18 protein-coding genes and 1 pseudogene are annotated in these 15,040 nt (G+C 70.0%); 16 read left to right on the top strand and 3 right to left on the bottom strand.

Translation table 11 applies throughout. The features are described 5' to 3' along the window. The 5 genes from ABTY15_RS23115 to ABTY15_RS23095 all read left to right on the top strand — a co-directional run. The coding region (locus ABTY15_RS23115; protein ID WP_350597259.1) for an alpha/beta fold hydrolase at positions 1–1,763 on the top strand (1,763 nt) is incomplete at its 5' end. Between the two features lie 3 nt (positions 1,764–1,766). Further along, on the top strand, positions 1,767–1,982 hold the full coding sequence (locus ABTY15_RS23110) for an MbtH family protein (protein ID WP_350597254.1): 216 nt from the start codon (positions 1,767–1,769) through the stop codon (positions 1,980–1,982). Between the two features lie 10 nt (positions 1,983–1,992). Continuing rightward, complete coding sequence (locus ABTY15_RS23105) at positions 1,993–3,270, top strand: cytochrome P450 (protein ID WP_350597252.1); 1,278 nt, start codon at positions 1,993–1,995, stop codon at positions 3,268–3,270. 70 nt (positions 3,271–3,340) lie between these two features. Beyond that, the gene (locus ABTY15_RS23100; protein ID WP_350597250.1) at positions 3,341–4,090 is read left to right on the top strand and encodes an SRPBCC family protein; all 750 of its coding nucleotides are present in this window, start codon (positions 3,341–3,343) and stop codon (positions 4,088–4,090) included. Positions 4,091–4,097: 7 nt separating this feature from the next. Then, positions 4,098–4,298 (top strand): hypothetical protein, encoded by a 201-nt coding sequence (locus ABTY15_RS23095; protein WP_350597248.1) that lies wholly within the window; start codon positions 4,098–4,100, stop codon positions 4,296–4,298. 78 nt (positions 4,299–4,376) lie between these two features. Here ABTY15_RS23095 and thpR read toward each other — a convergent pair whose 3' ends face one another. Further along, positions 4,377–5,003 carry an RNA 2',3'-cyclic phosphodiesterase gene (gene thpR / locus ABTY15_RS23090; protein WP_350597245.1) on the bottom strand — a complete coding sequence of 209 codons (627 nt, stop codon included), beginning with the start codon at positions 5,001–5,003 and terminating at the stop codon, positions 4,377–4,379. 127 nt (positions 5,004–5,130) lie between these two features. Here thpR and ABTY15_RS23085 point away from each other — a divergent pair, with 127 nt between their 5' ends. The 6 genes and pseudogenes from ABTY15_RS23085 to ABTY15_RS23060 all read left to right on the top strand — a co-directional run bounded on the left by ABTY15_RS23085 (position 5,131) and on the right by ABTY15_RS23060 (position 8,926). Continuing rightward, positions 5,131–5,628 (top strand): phosphoribosyltransferase, encoded by a 498-nt coding sequence (locus ABTY15_RS23085; RefSeq protein WP_350597241.1) that lies wholly within the window; start codon positions 5,131–5,133, stop codon positions 5,626–5,628. A gap of 121 nt (positions 5,629–5,749) precedes the next feature. Then, complete coding sequence (locus ABTY15_RS23080; protein WP_350597238.1) at positions 5,750–6,169, top strand: DUF3052 family protein; 420 nt, start codon at positions 5,750–5,752, stop codon at positions 6,167–6,169. 86 nt (positions 6,170–6,255) lie between these two features. After that, a pseudogene (locus tag ABTY15_RS23075) lies at positions 6,256–6,549 on the top strand (family 1 glycosylhydrolase); the annotation flags it as partial. 563 nt (positions 6,550–7,112) lie between these two features. Continuing rightward, positions 7,113–7,856, top strand: coding sequence for a tyrosine-type recombinase/integrase (locus ABTY15_RS23070; protein ID WP_350597283.1), 744 nt, complete (start codon positions 7,113–7,115; stop codon positions 7,854–7,856). Between the two features lie 57 nt (positions 7,857–7,913). Further along, positions 7,914–8,540, top strand: a complete 627-nt coding sequence (locus tag ABTY15_RS23065) for a DUF6000 family protein (protein WP_350597235.1) — start codon at positions 7,914–7,916, stop codon at positions 8,538–8,540. Positions 8,541–8,605: 65 nt separating this feature from the next. Beyond that, entirely contained in the window at positions 8,606–8,926 is a 321-nt protein-coding gene (locus ABTY15_RS23060; RefSeq protein WP_350597230.1) for an NAD(P)/FAD-dependent oxidoreductase, read from the top strand. Positions 8,927–9,044: 118 nt separating this feature from the next. On the opposite strand, the gene ABTY15_RS23055 is transcribed toward ABTY15_RS23060, so the two are convergent. Continuing rightward, on the bottom strand, positions 9,045–9,434 hold the full coding sequence (locus ABTY15_RS23055; protein ID WP_350597228.1) for a hypothetical protein: 390 nt from the start codon (positions 9,432–9,434) through the stop codon (positions 9,045–9,047). A 178-nt stretch (positions 9,435–9,612) separates the two neighbouring features. Here ABTY15_RS23055 and ABTY15_RS23050 point away from each other — a divergent pair, with 178 nt between their 5' ends. The 3 genes from ABTY15_RS23050 to ABTY15_RS23040 all read left to right on the top strand — a co-directional run bounded on the left by ABTY15_RS23050 (position 9,613) and on the right by ABTY15_RS23040 (position 12,017). Then, positions 9,613–9,939, top strand: a complete 327-nt coding sequence (locus ABTY15_RS23050) for an integrase core domain-containing protein (RefSeq protein WP_350597278.1) — start codon at positions 9,613–9,615, stop codon at positions 9,937–9,939. A 147-nt stretch (positions 9,940–10,086) separates the two neighbouring features. Further along, positions 10,087–10,512, top strand: coding sequence for a hypothetical protein (locus tag ABTY15_RS23045; protein WP_350597225.1), 426 nt, complete (start codon positions 10,087–10,089; stop codon positions 10,510–10,512). A 164-nt stretch (positions 10,513–10,676) separates the two neighbouring features. Beyond that, positions 10,677–12,017 carry a GH1 family beta-glucosidase gene (locus ABTY15_RS23040; RefSeq protein WP_350597222.1) on the top strand — a complete coding sequence of 447 codons (1,341 nt, stop codon included), beginning with the start codon at positions 10,677–10,679 and terminating at the stop codon, positions 12,015–12,017. A gap of 561 nt (positions 12,018–12,578) precedes the next feature. Here ABTY15_RS23040 and ABTY15_RS23035 read toward each other — a convergent pair. Continuing rightward, on the bottom strand, positions 12,579–12,992 hold the full coding sequence (locus tag ABTY15_RS23035) for a DUF1003 domain-containing protein (protein ID WP_350597219.1): 414 nt from the start codon (positions 12,990–12,992) through the stop codon (positions 12,579–12,581). Between the two features lie 479 nt (positions 12,993–13,471). On the opposite strand from ABTY15_RS23035, the gene ABTY15_RS23030 reads away from it, so the two are divergent. Continuing rightward, on the top strand, positions 13,472–13,915 hold the full coding sequence (locus ABTY15_RS23030) for an SRPBCC family protein (protein ID WP_350597216.1): 444 nt from the start codon (positions 13,472–13,474) through the stop codon (positions 13,913–13,915). Between the two features lie 93 nt (positions 13,916–14,008). Beyond that, the gene (locus ABTY15_RS23025) at positions 14,009–14,791 is read left to right on the top strand and encodes an oxidoreductase (protein ID WP_350597213.1); all 783 of its coding nucleotides are present in this window, start codon (positions 14,009–14,011) and stop codon (positions 14,789–14,791) included. Positions 14,792–15,040 lie beyond the last annotated feature (249 nt).

The raw sequence follows: 15,040 nt of genomic DNA, 5'->3' as shown, positions 1-15,040 counted from the left end.
TGGCCCGGTGGGCCCCGGGCCGGCGGATGATCAACGCCTACGGTCCGACCGAGACGACGGTGTGCGCGACGATGAGCGACCCGCTGTCCCCGGGGTCGGGTGTGCCGCCGATCGGGCGGCCGATCACCAACGCCCGGGTGTACGTCCTGGACGAGCGGCTGCGGCTGGTCACCCCGGGGGTGGTGGGGGAGTTGTACGTCGCGGGCCCGGGGCTGGCGCGCGGCTACCTGAACCGGCCGGGCCTGACGGCCGGGCGGTTCGTCGCCTGTCCGTTCGGTGCGGCGGGGGCCCGGATGTACCGCACCGGGGATCTGGTCCGCCGGCGCGCCGACGGAGAGTTGGAGTACGTCGGCCGCGCCGACGACCAGGTCAAGCTGCGCGGGTTCCGGATCGAGCTCGGCGAGATCGAGGCGGCGTTGGCCGCGCACCCCGGCCTTGCCCAGGCAGCCGTCATCGCCCGTGAGGACCGGCCGGGCGACAAGCGGCTCGTCGCCTACCTGGTGCCCGCCCCCGGCGGTGCGCCCGAGCCGGGCGAGCTGTCCGACCGGCTGCGCCGCGACCTGCCCGACTACATGCTGCCGTCGGCGTTCGTCACCCTGGAGCGGCTGCCGTTGACCGCCAACGGGAAGCTGGACCGGGCCGCTCTGCCGGCCCCGGACTACGGGGCGCCGGGCACCGGGCGCGGCCCCCGGACGCCACAGGAACAGCTGCTGTGCGGCCTGTTCGCCGAGGTCCTCGACCGGGAGCAGGTGAGCATCGACGACGGCTTCTTCGACCTGGGCGGGCACTCGCTGCTGGCCGCCCGCCTGGCCTCGCGCGTCCGCGAGACCCTCGGCGTGGAGCTGGGCCTGCGCATGCTGTTCGAGGCGCCGACCGTGGCCGGTCTCACCGAGCGCCTGATCATGAACGACCCCGACGACGCATTGGACGTGGTGCTGCCGCTGCGCTCGACCGGGACCAGCACGCCGCTGTTCTGCATCCACCCCGGTGGCGGCATCAGCTGGTCGTACAGCGGCCTGCTGAACCACATCGGACCGCAGCACCCGGTCTACGCGATCCAGGCACGCGGTCTCGGCCGTCCCGAACCCCTGCCGACGTCGTTCGAGGAGATGGCGGCCGACTACGCCGACCAGATCCGCAAGATCCAGCCGGAGGGCCCGTACCTGCTGCTCGGCTGGTCCGCCGGCGGGCTGATCGCCCACGCGCTCGCCTGTGAGCTCCAGTCGCGCGGCGAACGGACCGCGCTGCTGGCGATCCTCGACGCCTACCCGGTGAAGGACGTGCAGTTCGAGGTGGCTCCGATGCCCACCGTGCGGGACGTGCTCGTCGGCGTGCTCGACGTGGACCCGGCGGAACTGGGCGACCGGGAGATCACCTACGCCGAGGTCGCCGAGGTCCTGAACCGGCGGGGCAGCGCCCTGCAAGGTCTGACCGAGCGGCAGATCGAGGTGATCGTCCAGATCATGATCAACAACGGCAAGCTGGCGGTCGACTTCGTCCCCGGCAGGTTCGACGGGGACCTGCTGCTCTTCAACTCCACGATCGAGCGGGCCGGGGACGACGCCGGGCCGGAGACCTGGCACCCCTACGTCGGCGGCCGGATCGAATCGCACGAGATCACCACCCGGCACGACCGGATGACCGAAGCGGGCTCGCTGGCCCAGATCGGACCGATCCTGGCCGCCAAGCTCGCCCAGACCGCCGGCGACACCGGTGACATCCGTGACACCGGTGACACCACCCTTTCCCACCAGGAGGACTGACCCATGACCAACCCCTTCGACGACCCGGACGGCACCTTCCTCGTGCTCGTCAACGACGAGAACCAGCACTCGCTCTGGCCGCAGTTCGCGGACGTTCCGGCCGGCTGGACCGTCGCCCACGGCCCCGACACGCAGGCCGCGTGTCTGGAGTACGTCGAGCAGGCCTGGACCGACATGCGGCCCAAGAGCCTCGCCGATGCCATGAACGCCCAGCAGTAGCAGGGCCGACGTGAACCTCACCGAAACCACCGACGAGGCCCGCCCCACGGCGGGCCCCGCCCGGCCCCACGACCTCGCCCCGCCCGACGCCCCGCCCCACGACCTCGCCGCGGACCTGCTCACGCCCGAGGCCCGTCGGGACCCGTACCCGTTCTACGCCCGCATGCGGCGCGAGAGCCCGGTCCACCGCAGCGCCCAGGGCATCTGGTACCTCACCCGGTACGCCGACGTCGAGGCGGCCCTGGGCGACCCGCGGATGTCCATCGACCGGGACCGGATGACCCGGGCCCTCGGCGGCCTGGGCGGCGACCTGAAGGCCCTCAGCCGGCTCACCGAGCGGCTCGGCCGAGTGATGACCAACACCGACCCGCCGGACCACGCCCGCCTGCGCAAGCTCGCCAACCGGGCCTTCACCGCCCGGCGCGCCGAAGCCCTGCGCGACGGCATCCAGCGGATCGTCGACCGGCTCGTCGACGAGGCGATCGCGGCGGGGCCGACCACGGACCTGATCGAGGCGGTCGCCGCCCCGCTGCCGATGTCCGTCATCTGCGAACTCTTCGGCATCCCGCCCGAGGACCGCCCGCAGGTCAGGACCTGGTTCCGCCGGTTCGGCCGGATGACCGAGGACATCGACAAGTCCGAGGCGGCGATCGAGGAGTACGAGGAGTACCTCACCCGGCTCATCCGCCGGCGCCGGGCCGACCCGGGCGACGACCTGATCAGCGCCCTGGTCGCCACCCAGGCGCAGGACGACCGGCTCACCGACTCGGAACTGCTGTCCACCTGCTTCGTCCTGATCACCGCCGGCGACGAGACCACCACCCACCTGATCGGCAACGGCGTCCTCGCCCTGCTGCGCCACCCCGACCAGCTGGCCCGGCTGCGCGCGGACCCGGGGCTGATCCGCGGCGCCGTCGAGGAGCTGACCCGCTACGACACGGTGACCCAGGCGATCGTCCGGGTCGTCGCGGAGGACCTGGAGATCGGCGGGCGAACGCTGCGGGAAGGCGAGTTGGTGTACCTGTTCCTGGCCTCGACCAACCGCGACCCCGAGCGCTTCGAGGACCCCGACCGGCTCGACCTGACCCGCCCCGACAACCGGCACCTGAGTTTCGGCATCGGCCCGCACTTCTGTCTCGGCGGCCCGCTGGCCAAGCTCCAGGCGGAGGTGGCCATCGGCACGCTGGTCCGCCGGTTGCCGCAGCTGCGGCTGGCCGACGGGGCGGTGCTGGACTGGCGGCCCAACCCGCTGCAACGGCGGCTGAGCGCCCTCCCGCTCACCTACTGACCAGTGAACGACTGAACGACTGAACGACTTAACGACGGAACGACGGAACGACGACGAAGGAGTACCGACCATGGCCCGAGAGTTCGAGGTCCGCCGGGAACAGGACCTACCCGCCACGCCCGAGCAGGTCTGGCACGCGGTCGCCACCGGCGCCGGCAACCTCGGCTGGCTCTACCCGATGGAGGTGGAGCCGCGCGTCGGAGGCAAGGCCACCCGGGGCGACTCCACCGTCGTGGCCTGGGAACCGCCGCAGCACTTCGCGGTCCGGGCGACCCAGGACGGCGGGTTCTCCAACACGCTCAGCTACCACATCGAGCCGGCCGACGGCGGGACGAGCCACCTGCGGATGGGAATCCACTGGGTGCACACGGGCGTCGTCGACGACGCCTGGGCCTGGGACACCAAGTCGGACGCGGCCGAGAAGCACGTCGACTTCTACCAGCACGGCCTGGCCGAGTACCTGCGGCACTTCGCCGGCCGCCCCGCCGTCTACGTCAAGGCCCAACGCCCCGAACCCGCCGCGGACCCGGCCGACTTCGCTGCACTGCGCCGCCGCCTCGGCCTCCCCGAGGACGCGGCCGTCGGCGACCGGCTGCCGCTGCACCGCCCGGACGCGGACGGCCGCCCGGAGGAGGTGGTGGTGGACTGGCTCAGCCCCGACTTCGTCGGACTGCGCGGCCCCGACGCGCTGTACCGGTTCTTCAACGGCAGCACCTGGAACGTGCCGATCTGGCTCGGCCACCACCTGTTCGCGGAGGACGCCGACGAGCAGCAGGCCACCAAGGCGTGGACCGCCTGGCTCAATGACACCCAAGCCTAGGACCCCGATGGAAACCACAACCCGAACACTGCTCTACGCCGCCGAACTCGTCGAGGAGAACGGCACCTACACGCTCCTCGTCGAGGACGTGCGGCGGGGCAGCGTTCAGACCACCCCGGTCCCCAAGGCCATGGTCGACAAGCTCCCGACCTTCCTCTCGGCACTCAGCGCCAAGCTCAACCCGGCGCCGTCGCGCGGCCGCTGGTAGACCTCCGCGCACCCGTCCGGTGGCCGCCGCCACCGGACGGCACGGGCCTCGTCCGCCGCCCCGGCCGTCAACCGTGGCTCACCTCGGTGACGGCTCGGCGGGCGCGTCGTCGTCCCCGGTCCGGGTCGCGGTGCCGAATCGCCACGCCTCGATGTCGCGGTAGTGGATCGGCCCCGGGCCGCGGCCGACGTTGCTGCCGACCAGGTGGAGGCGCTCGGCCTGCCACGGCCGGCCCACGAACCCGGCGAGCCCGGCGGCGGCCTGCGGCACACTGGTGGGATCGTCGCGGCGGGCGCGTGCCAGGGTCAGATGGGGGTGCAGCGGGCGGTTGCGGAACTCGATTCCGCAGGATGCGACCAGGTCGCGGACGTCGGTGGCGAGCAGGTGCAGCCCGTCCAGGTCCCCGTCGATGCCACTCCACAGCAGTCGCTCGTCGAAGTGGCCGCCGCCGCGCAGGGACAGCTGGAGGGCGGGCTGCGACGCCGCCCGACCGGCCAGCACCGATTGCAGCAACGGCACTGTGGTGGTGGGCAGTTCACCGAGGAAGGCCAGGGTGATGTGCCAGTCCTCGATCCGGTTCCAGCGCAGCCTCGGGTACCGGGCGTAGGCGGGCTCAAGGGCCCGGGCCAGTTCGTCCTTGGCATCGTCGGGCGGGGCCAGCGCCACGAAGACGCGCAGGGTCGGGGGCTCGGGGTGATCGTCCACGAGGGATTTCTAGCACCCCGCCGATGCCCTCCTGCCGTCGGCACCGACGGGCAGCCGGTCCGCGGCATGCCGGTGCTCGGCATGCCGGTGCTCGCCGGCCGGCCGGCCAGGGAGGACACTGGACGCTATGACCGACGTGCGCGAGACCCTCGATTACCAGACCTTCGGCCGGGCGGTGCGCGAACTCGCGCAGGCGATCGCCGCCGACGGGTACGAGCCCGATCTCATCCTGAGCATTGCCCGCGGCGGCGTTTTCGTGGCGGGCGGCCTGGCGTACGCGCTGGACTGCAAGAACATTCACCTCGTGAACGTCGAGTTCTACACGGGCGTGGGCACCACCCTCGACATGCCCGTCATGCTGGCGCCCGTCCCCGCGGCGATCGACTTCACCGACAAGAAGGTCCTGATCGCCGACGACGTCGCCGACACGGGCAAGACCCTGAAGCTCGTGCACGACTTCTGCCTCGGCCACGTCGCCGAGGTGCGCTCCGCCGTCGTCTACGAGAAGTCGCACTCCCTCGTGAAGTGCGAGTACGTGTGGAAGAAGACCGACGACTGGATCGAATTCCCCTGGTCGACGGAGGGCCCGGTCGTCAAGCGCCACGGCCAGGTGCTCGACGCCTGATCCGGAGCGGGTGCCGAACGACGGGCCGGCGCGAACGCTGCCGCCTCTGCTGTCGTACGTGTCTGCTTGGCTATACCTCTGCGAGGCGATCGGTGCCTCGGGGGAGCGAGAGGACACCACGATGGCGGGATCAGGGGACGAGCGCGCCGACCGCGCCACCCGGCTCGGGTTCGAACCCGGCATGGTCGTGCGGGAGATCGGCTACGGCCCCGACATCGACCACGACCTCCACGACAGTGTCAACACGGTCTCCTGCCTGGACCTCTTCGACATGGACTTCGAAGGCCTGGCCGACGCCATACTCCTCTGGTTCCGCGCCGAGGACGACGACCTCGCCGACACGCTCGCATACGCCCTCGACGAGCTGGGTCTGGGGGAGCGCGGCCTGCTCTGGCTGCTCACCCCCAAGCCCGGCCGGGCCGGTGACGTCGAGCCGAGCGCCGTCGAGACCGCCACCCGGGCCAGGGGCCTCTCCCGGACGGAGACGATCAGCGTCGCGGAGCACTGGAACGGCTCCTGCTTCGTCCTTGACGGGCACTGACCCTCCACGAGGTCCTCTGGTGCATTGGCGCCGCGTCAGCAACATGAGCACTCCTCGCGTTTTCGTCAGGAGGCTGCCATGCCGGGGACCTCCCGCAGGCCCTGGAGGACGAGGGCGGCTGGCTCAACCGCGACACCGCCTACCGCCTCGCCGAGTACGCCGCGATCGCTGCCGACCGTCTCGGCGACCGTGTCCCCGCCTGGATCACCCTCAACGAGCCCTTCGTCCACACCGTCTTCGGCTACGCCCTCGGCACCCACGCCCCCGGCCGCGCCCTGATGTTCGAGGCGCTTCCCGCTGCCCACCACCAACTCCTCGGCCACGGCCTGGCGGCGTCCCTGCTCCACGAGCGCGGCCTGGAGGTGATGCTCTCCAACAACACGTCCCGGCGCAGCTGTCGGGTTGGTCTGCGCCGCTGCCGATCCACTCGGAGCGGTTCTCCACACCCAGGTCGTCGAGGACGAGGCCGTGGTTGGTGTGGACCTGGCCGGCGACGGTGAAGATGGCCTCCAAACGGGTTGCTGCCTGCCGCTCGCAGTGAAGCCCTGGCGTGTGGGGAAAGACCTCCGGGTCGTAGGTGCAGTCGGCCGGTGGTGAGGCCTTCAGCTGCTGCCAGGCTTCGGCCGTCGCCGCGTCGGTGCCCAGCGAGGCCGTGAGGGTGAAGGTGTGGACGGCCATGCTCGGTTCCCGGTAGCTCGGCCCCGAGGGTCGCGACGCCCATGCGGGCCTCGGCGTCGCGGACCTCGTCGCGGTGCGGGACAACGACGGTGACATCGGCGCACCGGGCGTGGAGGGCGAGGGTGGCACCCACCCGCAGCTCGGCGTCGTCGGGGTGCGCGAAGGCGGCCAGGATCGAGCCTGGCTGGGCGGGGGTCACCACAGCCCGAGCCTCTCGACGACGTCGGCGGGCTTCGGCAACTGGGGGCCCGTCAGACCGCTGGGGGTGACGGGAACGTCCAGGTCGCGGCGTACCGTGATCATCGCCTCCCAGCGCAGGACGTCGGGCCAGGCGGTGCACCCCGGTGCTCCACCTGCGCCGCGTCGCCGGCGCCCAGCTGGTCTCGACCTACCGGCAGAGCTTCGAGAAGGTCTGGGCCGGTGCCGTCCGGTACCGAGGCAGGAAACCTCGGACGCCCCGTGCAGCGTCGGCAAGCCCGCGATCCACCCCCATCGCTTCCGGCACACCCTGGGCACCCAACTCGCGGAGAGAGGCACCCGCGTGCAGACCATCATGAAAGTCCTCGGCCACAAGAGCCCAGGCATGTCGATGACCTACACCCAGATCTCCGACCCCACGGTCCTGGCCGACTACCAAGCCGTTCTGATGCCCGGCGCGGCTATCGCCGGCCCGCTCGCCGATACCCTGCGCTCCGGACTGCTCGACCAGGACGCGCTGGACTGGCTCAAGACCAACTTCTACAAGACCGAACTCGAACTCGGCCGTTGCCTTCGCCTGCCCCAGGAGGGCCCCTGCGAGTGCGATCTCTATCTCAGCTGCGCGAAGTTCGTCACTACACCCCGGTACGTGCCACGCCTGCGTGAACGGCTCTGCACCGAGCGGCAACTGATCACCGACGCAAGGGACCGCGGCTGGGAGCGGGAGATCGAGCGCCACCAGCGCATCGCCGACCGCATCACCAGCCTCCTCGACGACCTCGGCGAACCGCACGACGAGCCCGCCGAGTGAACGATGCAGCCGAGAAATGCACTGGTCAGGGAGCTTTACGCAGGGCAGGTTGCGGCCATGCGCTTCGTCCACGAGGACTCCGAGCTGCAAGCTCTTGTCCACCGATACGTCACGCCCGACCGGCGCTACCTCAAACTCGGCGGCAGCCTCGGTCGCATGACCGGGCCTGAACGCACCAAGTTCGCACGGGCGCTCGGCGAGGCTGCCGCCGACATCACCCCACGAGAGCTGACCATCCTGCTTGAGGGCGGGTGGCGCGAGCGCAAGACCGCAGCCTGGCTCATCGCCGTCGCCCGCAGAACCGAGTTCCGCGAACGCCTGGGCGAACTGCTGCTTGCCAGCGAGGTCTGCTTCGCAGGCTCGGCCTACTCCGTCGCCCTCGCCACCTTCGGCACCTCTGCCGACGCAGACCTGTTGGCTGTCTACCTCGATCGCTACCTGCGACGCCCCGACCTCTACTACGACCAGACAGCCGCCATCGGCGCACTCCTGCACCTCGACACCAAGCTCGGTGCCAATCGAGCTGATCGGTTCCTGACCCCAGACGGCCTCTGGCACCAGTGGATTGATGGACCGCCCCGCAAGGAGCACCACCGCACGCCGGACAGCTACCGGGAGAGCATCAGCCAGTTCTGCGTCTTCGCCGATGAGAGCACCGAGCACTGCACGGCAAAGCACCGATGAGGCAACCCTCGGAAGGGTGACACCCCCCGAGGGCGTCACCGAACCCGTCTGCGGCTCCGCCCTCGATGGGCCTCAACTGCCAACCACACTACGCCGACGGCCTGTTGCTGGTCGGCGACTCGGGCGGCCCGGTCAGCCCGGCCAACGGCGAGGGCATCGCCTACGCGATGGAGTTCGGCCGGTACGCCGCCGAGACGATCGTCCTGGCACTGGCCCGGTGCGCCGATCGCGGCCGCGAACTCGCCATGCGCGCCTACCCGCAGGCGCTCCGCTCCGCCTACGACGGCTACTTTGTGCTCGGCCGGCTCGCCGCCGACGTACTTGGCCCGCCCCAGACTGCTCGGCGCCGCAGGGGCGGTCGGCCTCGGCCACCCCGGCTCTGCTGAAGCTGGCGTTCCGGCTGATGGTCAACCTGACCGAGCCCAACTCCAGGGACGCCCTCGACCGGCTGTTGCACGTGATCGGCAAGATCGCGCTCAGCAACCGGTGATGACGATCGGCCCTTCAGACCGTGAACCACTCCTTGCCCTCGACGGAGCTGTACGCCCGGATGATGATGCCCGCGATCGCGATGCCGGCCAGCGAGATGATCGAGCCGGAGAAGAGCTGGATCACGCCGGTGACGATCGTGAGCCACTCGATCACCAGCACGGTCTTCCGGGTCCACCGAGCCCCACCCGGCGCCAGGGCCGCGCAGGTGCCGAGCAGGACGCCGATCAGGATCGAGAGGAAGGCGATGAACGTCACCATGGCAACACCGTCACCGTGCTGGCCGTGAATCAGTGCGAGTATGAAGATCCCAGCGGCGCCGTTGAGGACGGCGTGCAGCCAGACCCCCGCTACCACCCACTTGAGTGATGTCGGCATCCGCTCGTCCGCCAACTGGTTCGTCATCGGTGACCACCCCCGGATCGTCGGTGCGGCCGGGGCCGGTGGCCGGGCCGTAGGGGAGAGGATCCGGGTGGCCGGGTCTGTCGTCAATGGCCACGTCCGCCTCCCTTTCTCCAGTTGGCCGAAAGCTTTCGACACTCCGATGGGCAGGTGTTGACGAAGGATCAGGTAATCCCAGGTCATCCCGACGCCGCCGCAGAGCCTGCGCTCGAACGCCTTTGCGGAGCGGTGGATACGCACCGTGCGCGCCGAATGCACCGACCGACTGCTCATCACCGGCGAACGGCATCTGCGCGCCGTTCTCGCCGAGTACACCGAGCGCTACAACACCGGCCGCACCCACCGCAGCCTGGAGCTGCGTGCCCCGGACGACGAACCCAACATCATCCCGTTGCCCACCGCAGCCATTCGGCGCTGTCGAGTACTCGGCGGACTCCTCGACGAGTACCACGGCGCCCCGATCCAGCCACCTCGCAGCCCGCAGGAGACCCCCAGTTCAGCGGCCTGATCGGAGTTTTGACACCCTTCAGGCCCCGGAGGTGGCACGGGATGTACATCCGCGGCCAGAGGGGGCGGGCCTTCAAGGGGCGGACGACGATGCTACTTTGAACGCGTTCAAAGAACTTGAACGCGTTCAAAGCATCCTTGGGGGTGGATGATGACCGGATCGTTGTCGTCGCGTTACGCCGAGCCTCGGCCATGGGGGCTGGCCGCGTGGGCCGGTGCCTCGTGGCTGATTTACGCGGTCGCGTACGTGACGGGTGAGGCAGGCGCCGACGGAGAAACCCTCGTCAGGTGGTGTCTGGCCGGCTTCAGCACCTTGATTCCCCTGGCGGTGCCAGGGCGTTGGGGTTTTCGTGTGGCCTGCCTTGTCGTCGGCTGGCTGCAGTTCGGCATCGAGATCATGCTCTCTCTCGCGTTCCTGCTGACCCCGCTGCCGATCTTCGTGGCCGTTTTCCCGTCCGGCGTCGTACTGCTGCTTGCAGGTCGGAGGAACGGCGGCCCGATCGGCAAAGTGATCGGTGTCCTGCTGAGTCTGGTCCCGCTTGTGCTCTTCCTGTTCGTCTGGGGAGGCAGGTAGCGGACCGTCCTCCGACTCGTAGATGAATGAGTCCGAGGGGTGTCGGGTGTGGCTTTCCAGAGCCATCAGGTGTTGCGATCTTCGTGGAGCGATGCGCCTCCCCTGGAGTTTCAGAGCCTCGCCGGTAACATGAGCCTCCCTCACGTTCACGTCAGGAGGCTGTCATGCCGGACCGCTACGACCTGCCGGCGGGGTTCCGCTGGGGTGCCGCCACCGCCGCCTACCAGATCGAGGGGGCGGTGAACGAGGACGGCCGCGGCCCGTCCGTCTGGGACACCTTCGCTGCGCGGCCCGGCGCTGTCCGGGACGGGCACACGGGTGCCGTCGCCTGCGACCACTACCACCGCTACCCCGAGGACATCGCCCTGATGAAGGGCCTCGGGCTGGACGGCTACCGCTTCTCCATCGCCTGGCCCCGCGTGCTGCCCACCGGCAGCGGGCCGGTCAACCCGGCCGGCCTGGCCTTCTACGACCGCCTGGTCGACGCGCTCCTGGAAGCCGGCATCACCCCGCTGCCCACCCTCTTCCACTGGGACCTCCCGCAGGCCCTGGAGGACGACGGCGGCTGGCTCAACCGTGACACCGCCCACCACTTCGCCGACTACGCCGCCGTCGTCACCGACCGCCTCGGCGACCGCATCCCCGCCTGGATCACCCTCAACGAGCCCTTCGTCCACACCGTCTTCGGCTACGCCCTCGGCACCCACGCCCCCGGCCGCACCCTGATGTTCGAGGCCCTCCCGGCCGCCCACCACCAGCTCCTCGCCCACGGCCTCGCCGCCTCGGTGCTCCACGACCGCGGCCTGGAGGTGATGCTCTCCAACAACCTCACCCCCGTCGAGCCTGCCTCCCCCTCACCTGCCGACACGGCCGCCGCCGAGGCCTACGACGCCCTCCACAACCGCCTGTTCACCGACCCCGTCCTCCTCGGCCGCTATCCCGACCTCTCGGCCCTCGGCGTCCCCGACGACATCTACGGCGCCGTCCGCCCCGGCGACCTCGACCTCATCCACGCCCCCGGTCTGGACGCCCTCGGCGTCAACTTCTACAACCCCACCCGCGTCGCCGCCCCCACCGATCCGGGCCTGCCCTTCGACCTGGTCGACATCCCCGACGTCCCCCACACCGCCTTCGGCTGGCCCGTCGTCCCCGACGCTCTCCGCCAACTCCTCCTCGGCCTCCGGAAGTCGTACGGCGCAGCCCTCCCGCCCATCACCATCACCGAGAACGGCTGCTCCGTCACCGAGGACACCGCCCCCGACCAGCCCCGCATCGACTACCTCGCCACCCACCTCGACGCCCTCGCCCAGGCCATCGCCCAGGGCGCCGACGTCCGCGGCTACTACACCTGGTCCCTGCTCGACAACTTCGAATGGGCCGAGGGCTATCACCAGCGCTTCGGCCTGGTTCACGTCGACTTCGACACGCAAGTGCGGACCCTCAAAGCCTCGTACGGCTGGTACCGCGACCTGATCGCGGCCCATCATGCGCTGCGTGAAGGGTAGTTGGGCATCCGTGTGCGCACTGATCCGCGTCAGGTTCGATACGAAGGGCCACCTTGGCGATGGAGCACGTTCGAAGACGGCGAGCCGCTGCAAGGGCGAAGACAGGGTGTTCAGCGAGCGCACAGGTCATTGCCAACGGTTTCGTCCGCGCCGACCGGGCGTGAAAGTGGCCCTGGCACGGTGAATATTTCCGCTCGGAATGACCGGGATGGTTGGGTGTCACGCAGGCGTGATGGAGCGGGCGGCGGCGGTCGCGGTGACGCACAGCGTTCAGGACGGCACCGCCGGTTGGCAGCCGCTGGCCGCGGTGGCGGCCGAGCATCGCACCGTTCGGAGGGCCTGGACCGACGTGGGCTACAAGCGCCGCCATCGGGCGCGGCGCCGCGCTGGGCATTGACGTCGAGATCGTTCGCCGCGACCGTGAGCAGGACCGGGGCGGTTTTCCGACCCTGGCCCTCTTCGTGGTGCGGCACGCCGACTGGGGCTACCGTTCTGATGCGGTGCCGCCGCATGGCACCGCATCAGGGCTGAGCGCGCGGCGGGCCGGCGACGGTGCGGACGCTATCCCAATTGGTGTTCCGCATCGGGGATGAACCTGCGGTGCAGCTCGGTAGTCATGGCGTGGATGGCTCTGGTGAGTTCGGTGTTGGTCTTGAGCTCCAGCTCCTGCTGCACGAAGTCGTGGTCAGCCTTGCTCTGCTGGATCTCTGCCTGGCGGTTCTGGCCGATCATGACAAAGGTGGACAGGAAGATTGCCTCCAATGACACGATCAGGGTCAGCGTGGGCCAGGGGCTGCGCTCAACGAAGATCATCCAGATCGCGAAGCCCGCGGCGTGGATGTATACGAACTGCATCGAGCCGGCGAACCTGGTGATGCCGTCCGCGATCCGGAGCTGCATACTCGAGGCCCGGCGAGCCTGTACCGCGGCGAGGGCCGGGTGGCGTACATGCTTGCCGTTTCTGGGCTGGCTCATCCGAGTGCGCTCTCCTTGCCGTCCGGCTTCGGCCACCACTGAATCCGTTCGAGATTATTGTCGGTGGCGGCCTCGGTTTGAGGCCACTCTGGGGAGTTCAATTGTGGGGCGTTCGCAGTGTCACGGATGCGTCGCTCGACGAAATCGCCGGCAGGGCCGCGTTGTTGATGCCCGGAGTGCCCTGGTGGAGCTCGCGGCGATGGTCATGTACGCGCTCGTCCCGGCATCGGCTGGGTCATCGCCGCCCGCACCCTCCAGGGCATCGCTACCGGTGCCGCCACCAGCGTCTTCTCGGCCTCGGCCGTGGAGCGCGCTCCGAAGCGCCGCTAATCCCAGTAGAAGCCCCGGACCCTACTGGGCGGCTGCCGTGGATCGGCGCCGCCGGCCTCATGCGGCGCTCCGCGGCCGGGAGGCGTGGGCCGGGACTCTCTGGAATCCTGGCTGTGAAGCGCCTGCCAGGCCCACCGCGAGGAGCCGACATGTCGGGACAGTTCGAGGCCAGCGTCGAGGTCGACCGCCCGGTGGAGGAAGTCTTCGCCTATCTCGCTGACGGCCGCCACGACCCCGAGTTCAGCCCCCGGGTTCTGGAGATCGCGAAGACTCCGGACGGCCCGACCGCCGTCGGTACGGTCTTCCGCAGCACCGTGAAGGATGCCGGGATGAAGACCTCCCGCGAGTTCCGCATCACCGAGGTGGAGGCGCCGCGCACCGTCCGGTGGAGCGAGCAGAGCAAGAACCTCATCACCGCCGAAGGCGGCTACGACCTCGAACCGCTGCCGGACGGCCGTACCCGGGTCCGGATCTTCAACGTGCTCGAAGGCCACGGCCTCGGCAAGGTCCTGCTCGGCCCGGCCGTGCACGCCGCCCGCAAGGACGCTCCCGACTTCGGACGCCGGATCAAAGCCGCCATTGAGCAGTCCTGACTTCACGTACGCGGCAGCCGGTCCCCGCGCGCATTCCGGCGCAGCACCGTCGCACCGCGGGCGCGCCCTGCCGAACCACCCGAGGAGTCTCCGATGGACCTGCACCTCTCGGGCAAGGTCGCCCTCGTCACCGGCGCCAGCAAGGGGATCGGTCTCGCCGTGACGCGGGCGCTCGCCACCGAAGGCGCGAACGTGGTCGCGGTGGCGCGCGGTATCACCGGTCCGCTCACCGAGCTCACCCCGCAGGTGCACCCGGTTTCCGTCGACCTCACCACGGCGGACGGCCCCGCAGCCGCGGTCGAGGAGGCGGTGTCCCGGTTCGGCGGACTGGACATCCTGGTTAACAACGTCGGCGCGGTACGCCTCCGGCTGACCGGCCTCCTGTCGGTCACCGACGACGACTGGATCCAGGGACTGACGATCAACTTTCTCGCCGCAGTCCGGACCACCCGAGCGGCCCTGCCCCATCTGATCGAGCGCGGCAACGCCTCCATCGTGACCGTGAGCTCGGTCAACGCGTTCCTGCCCGACCCGACGATCATCGACTACTGCGCGGCCAAGGCGGCGCTCTCCAACTTCTGCAAGGCCCTCTCCAAGGAGGTCGGTCCGCGCGGAGTGCGGGTGAACACGGTCAGCCCCGGGCCGGTGTCCACAGCGCTGTGGCTCGGTGACGACGGCGTCGCCGCGACGGTCGCGAAAGCGGCGGGCGGGGATCCGGAGGACATCGCTCGAGCCGCCGTCGCGCAGTCGGCGACCGGCCGCTTCAGCCTTCCGCAGGAGGTCGCCGACCTCGTCGTGCTGCTGGCCGGCGGCCGGGCGGGCAACGTCACCGGGAGCGACTTCGTCATCGATGGCGGCCTCGTCCAGACACTCTGAAATCCGCCCGGCCCGTGCGGACGGCGCCCGAGCGGTCGGCGGCGTCCTCCAGTGCGACGGGCCCCTACATCCCGCGCTCCGGCGTACTGCTCGCCCAGGGAATCACCCCGGAGCAGACCGAACGGCACGCCCTCGCTCTCGGAATCCGGCCCGTCTGACGTCAAGAACCGACACGCTGTCAGAAGTCGGAAGCGCGGCTATGAGTTGGCCACAACTGTCCGAACAGGCAAGATGATTGAAGATGGAGAA

It is taken from the genome of Kitasatospora sp. NPDC097643, assembly GCF_040302625.1.
In the GTDB taxonomy this organism is placed as follows: Bacteria; Actinomycetota; Actinomycetes; order Streptomycetales; family Streptomycetaceae; genus Kitasatospora.
This window is presented reverse-complemented; position numbering and strand designations above follow the sequence as displayed.

Coding starts and splice junctions, on each gene's coding strand:
- ABTY15_RS23030 (WP_350597216.1), top strand. CDS start 13,472: ATGTCGGGACAGTTCGAGGCCAGCGTCGAGGTCGACCGCCCGGTGGAG.
- ABTY15_RS23035 (WP_350597219.1), bottom strand. CDS start 12,992: ATGAGCCAGCCCAGAAACGGCAAGCATGTACGCCACCCGGCCCTCGCC.
- ABTY15_RS23110 (WP_350597254.1), top strand. CDS start 1,767: ATGACCAACCCCTTCGACGACCCGGACGGCACCTTCCTCGTGCTCGTC.
- ABTY15_RS23040 (WP_350597222.1), top strand. CDS start 10,677: ATGCCGGACCGCTACGACCTGCCGGCGGGGTTCCGCTGGGGTGCCGCC.
- ABTY15_RS23100 (WP_350597250.1), top strand. CDS start 3,341: ATGGCCCGAGAGTTCGAGGTCCGCCGGGAACAGGACCTACCCGCCACG.
- ABTY15_RS23095 (WP_350597248.1), top strand. CDS start 4,098: ATGGAAACCACAACCCGAACACTGCTCTACGCCGCCGAACTCGTCGAG.
- ABTY15_RS23085 (WP_350597241.1), top strand. CDS start 5,131: ATGACCGACGTGCGCGAGACCCTCGATTACCAGACCTTCGGCCGGGCG.
- ABTY15_RS23045 (WP_350597225.1), top strand. CDS start 10,087: ATGATGACCGGATCGTTGTCGTCGCGTTACGCCGAGCCTCGGCCATGG.
- ABTY15_RS23025 (WP_350597213.1), top strand. CDS start 14,009: ATGGACCTGCACCTCTCGGGCAAGGTCGCCCTCGTCACCGGCGCCAGC.
- ABTY15_RS23080 (WP_350597238.1), top strand. CDS start 5,750: ATGGCGGGATCAGGGGACGAGCGCGCCGACCGCGCCACCCGGCTCGGG.
- ABTY15_RS23065 (WP_350597235.1), top strand. CDS start 7,914: ATGCGCTTCGTCCACGAGGACTCCGAGCTGCAAGCTCTTGTCCACCGA.
- ABTY15_RS23055 (WP_350597228.1), bottom strand. CDS start 9,434: ATGACGAACCAGTTGGCGGACGAGCGGATGCCGACATCACTCAAGTGG.
- ABTY15_RS23060 (WP_350597230.1), top strand. CDS start 8,606: ATGGGCCTCAACTGCCAACCACACTACGCCGACGGCCTGTTGCTGGTC.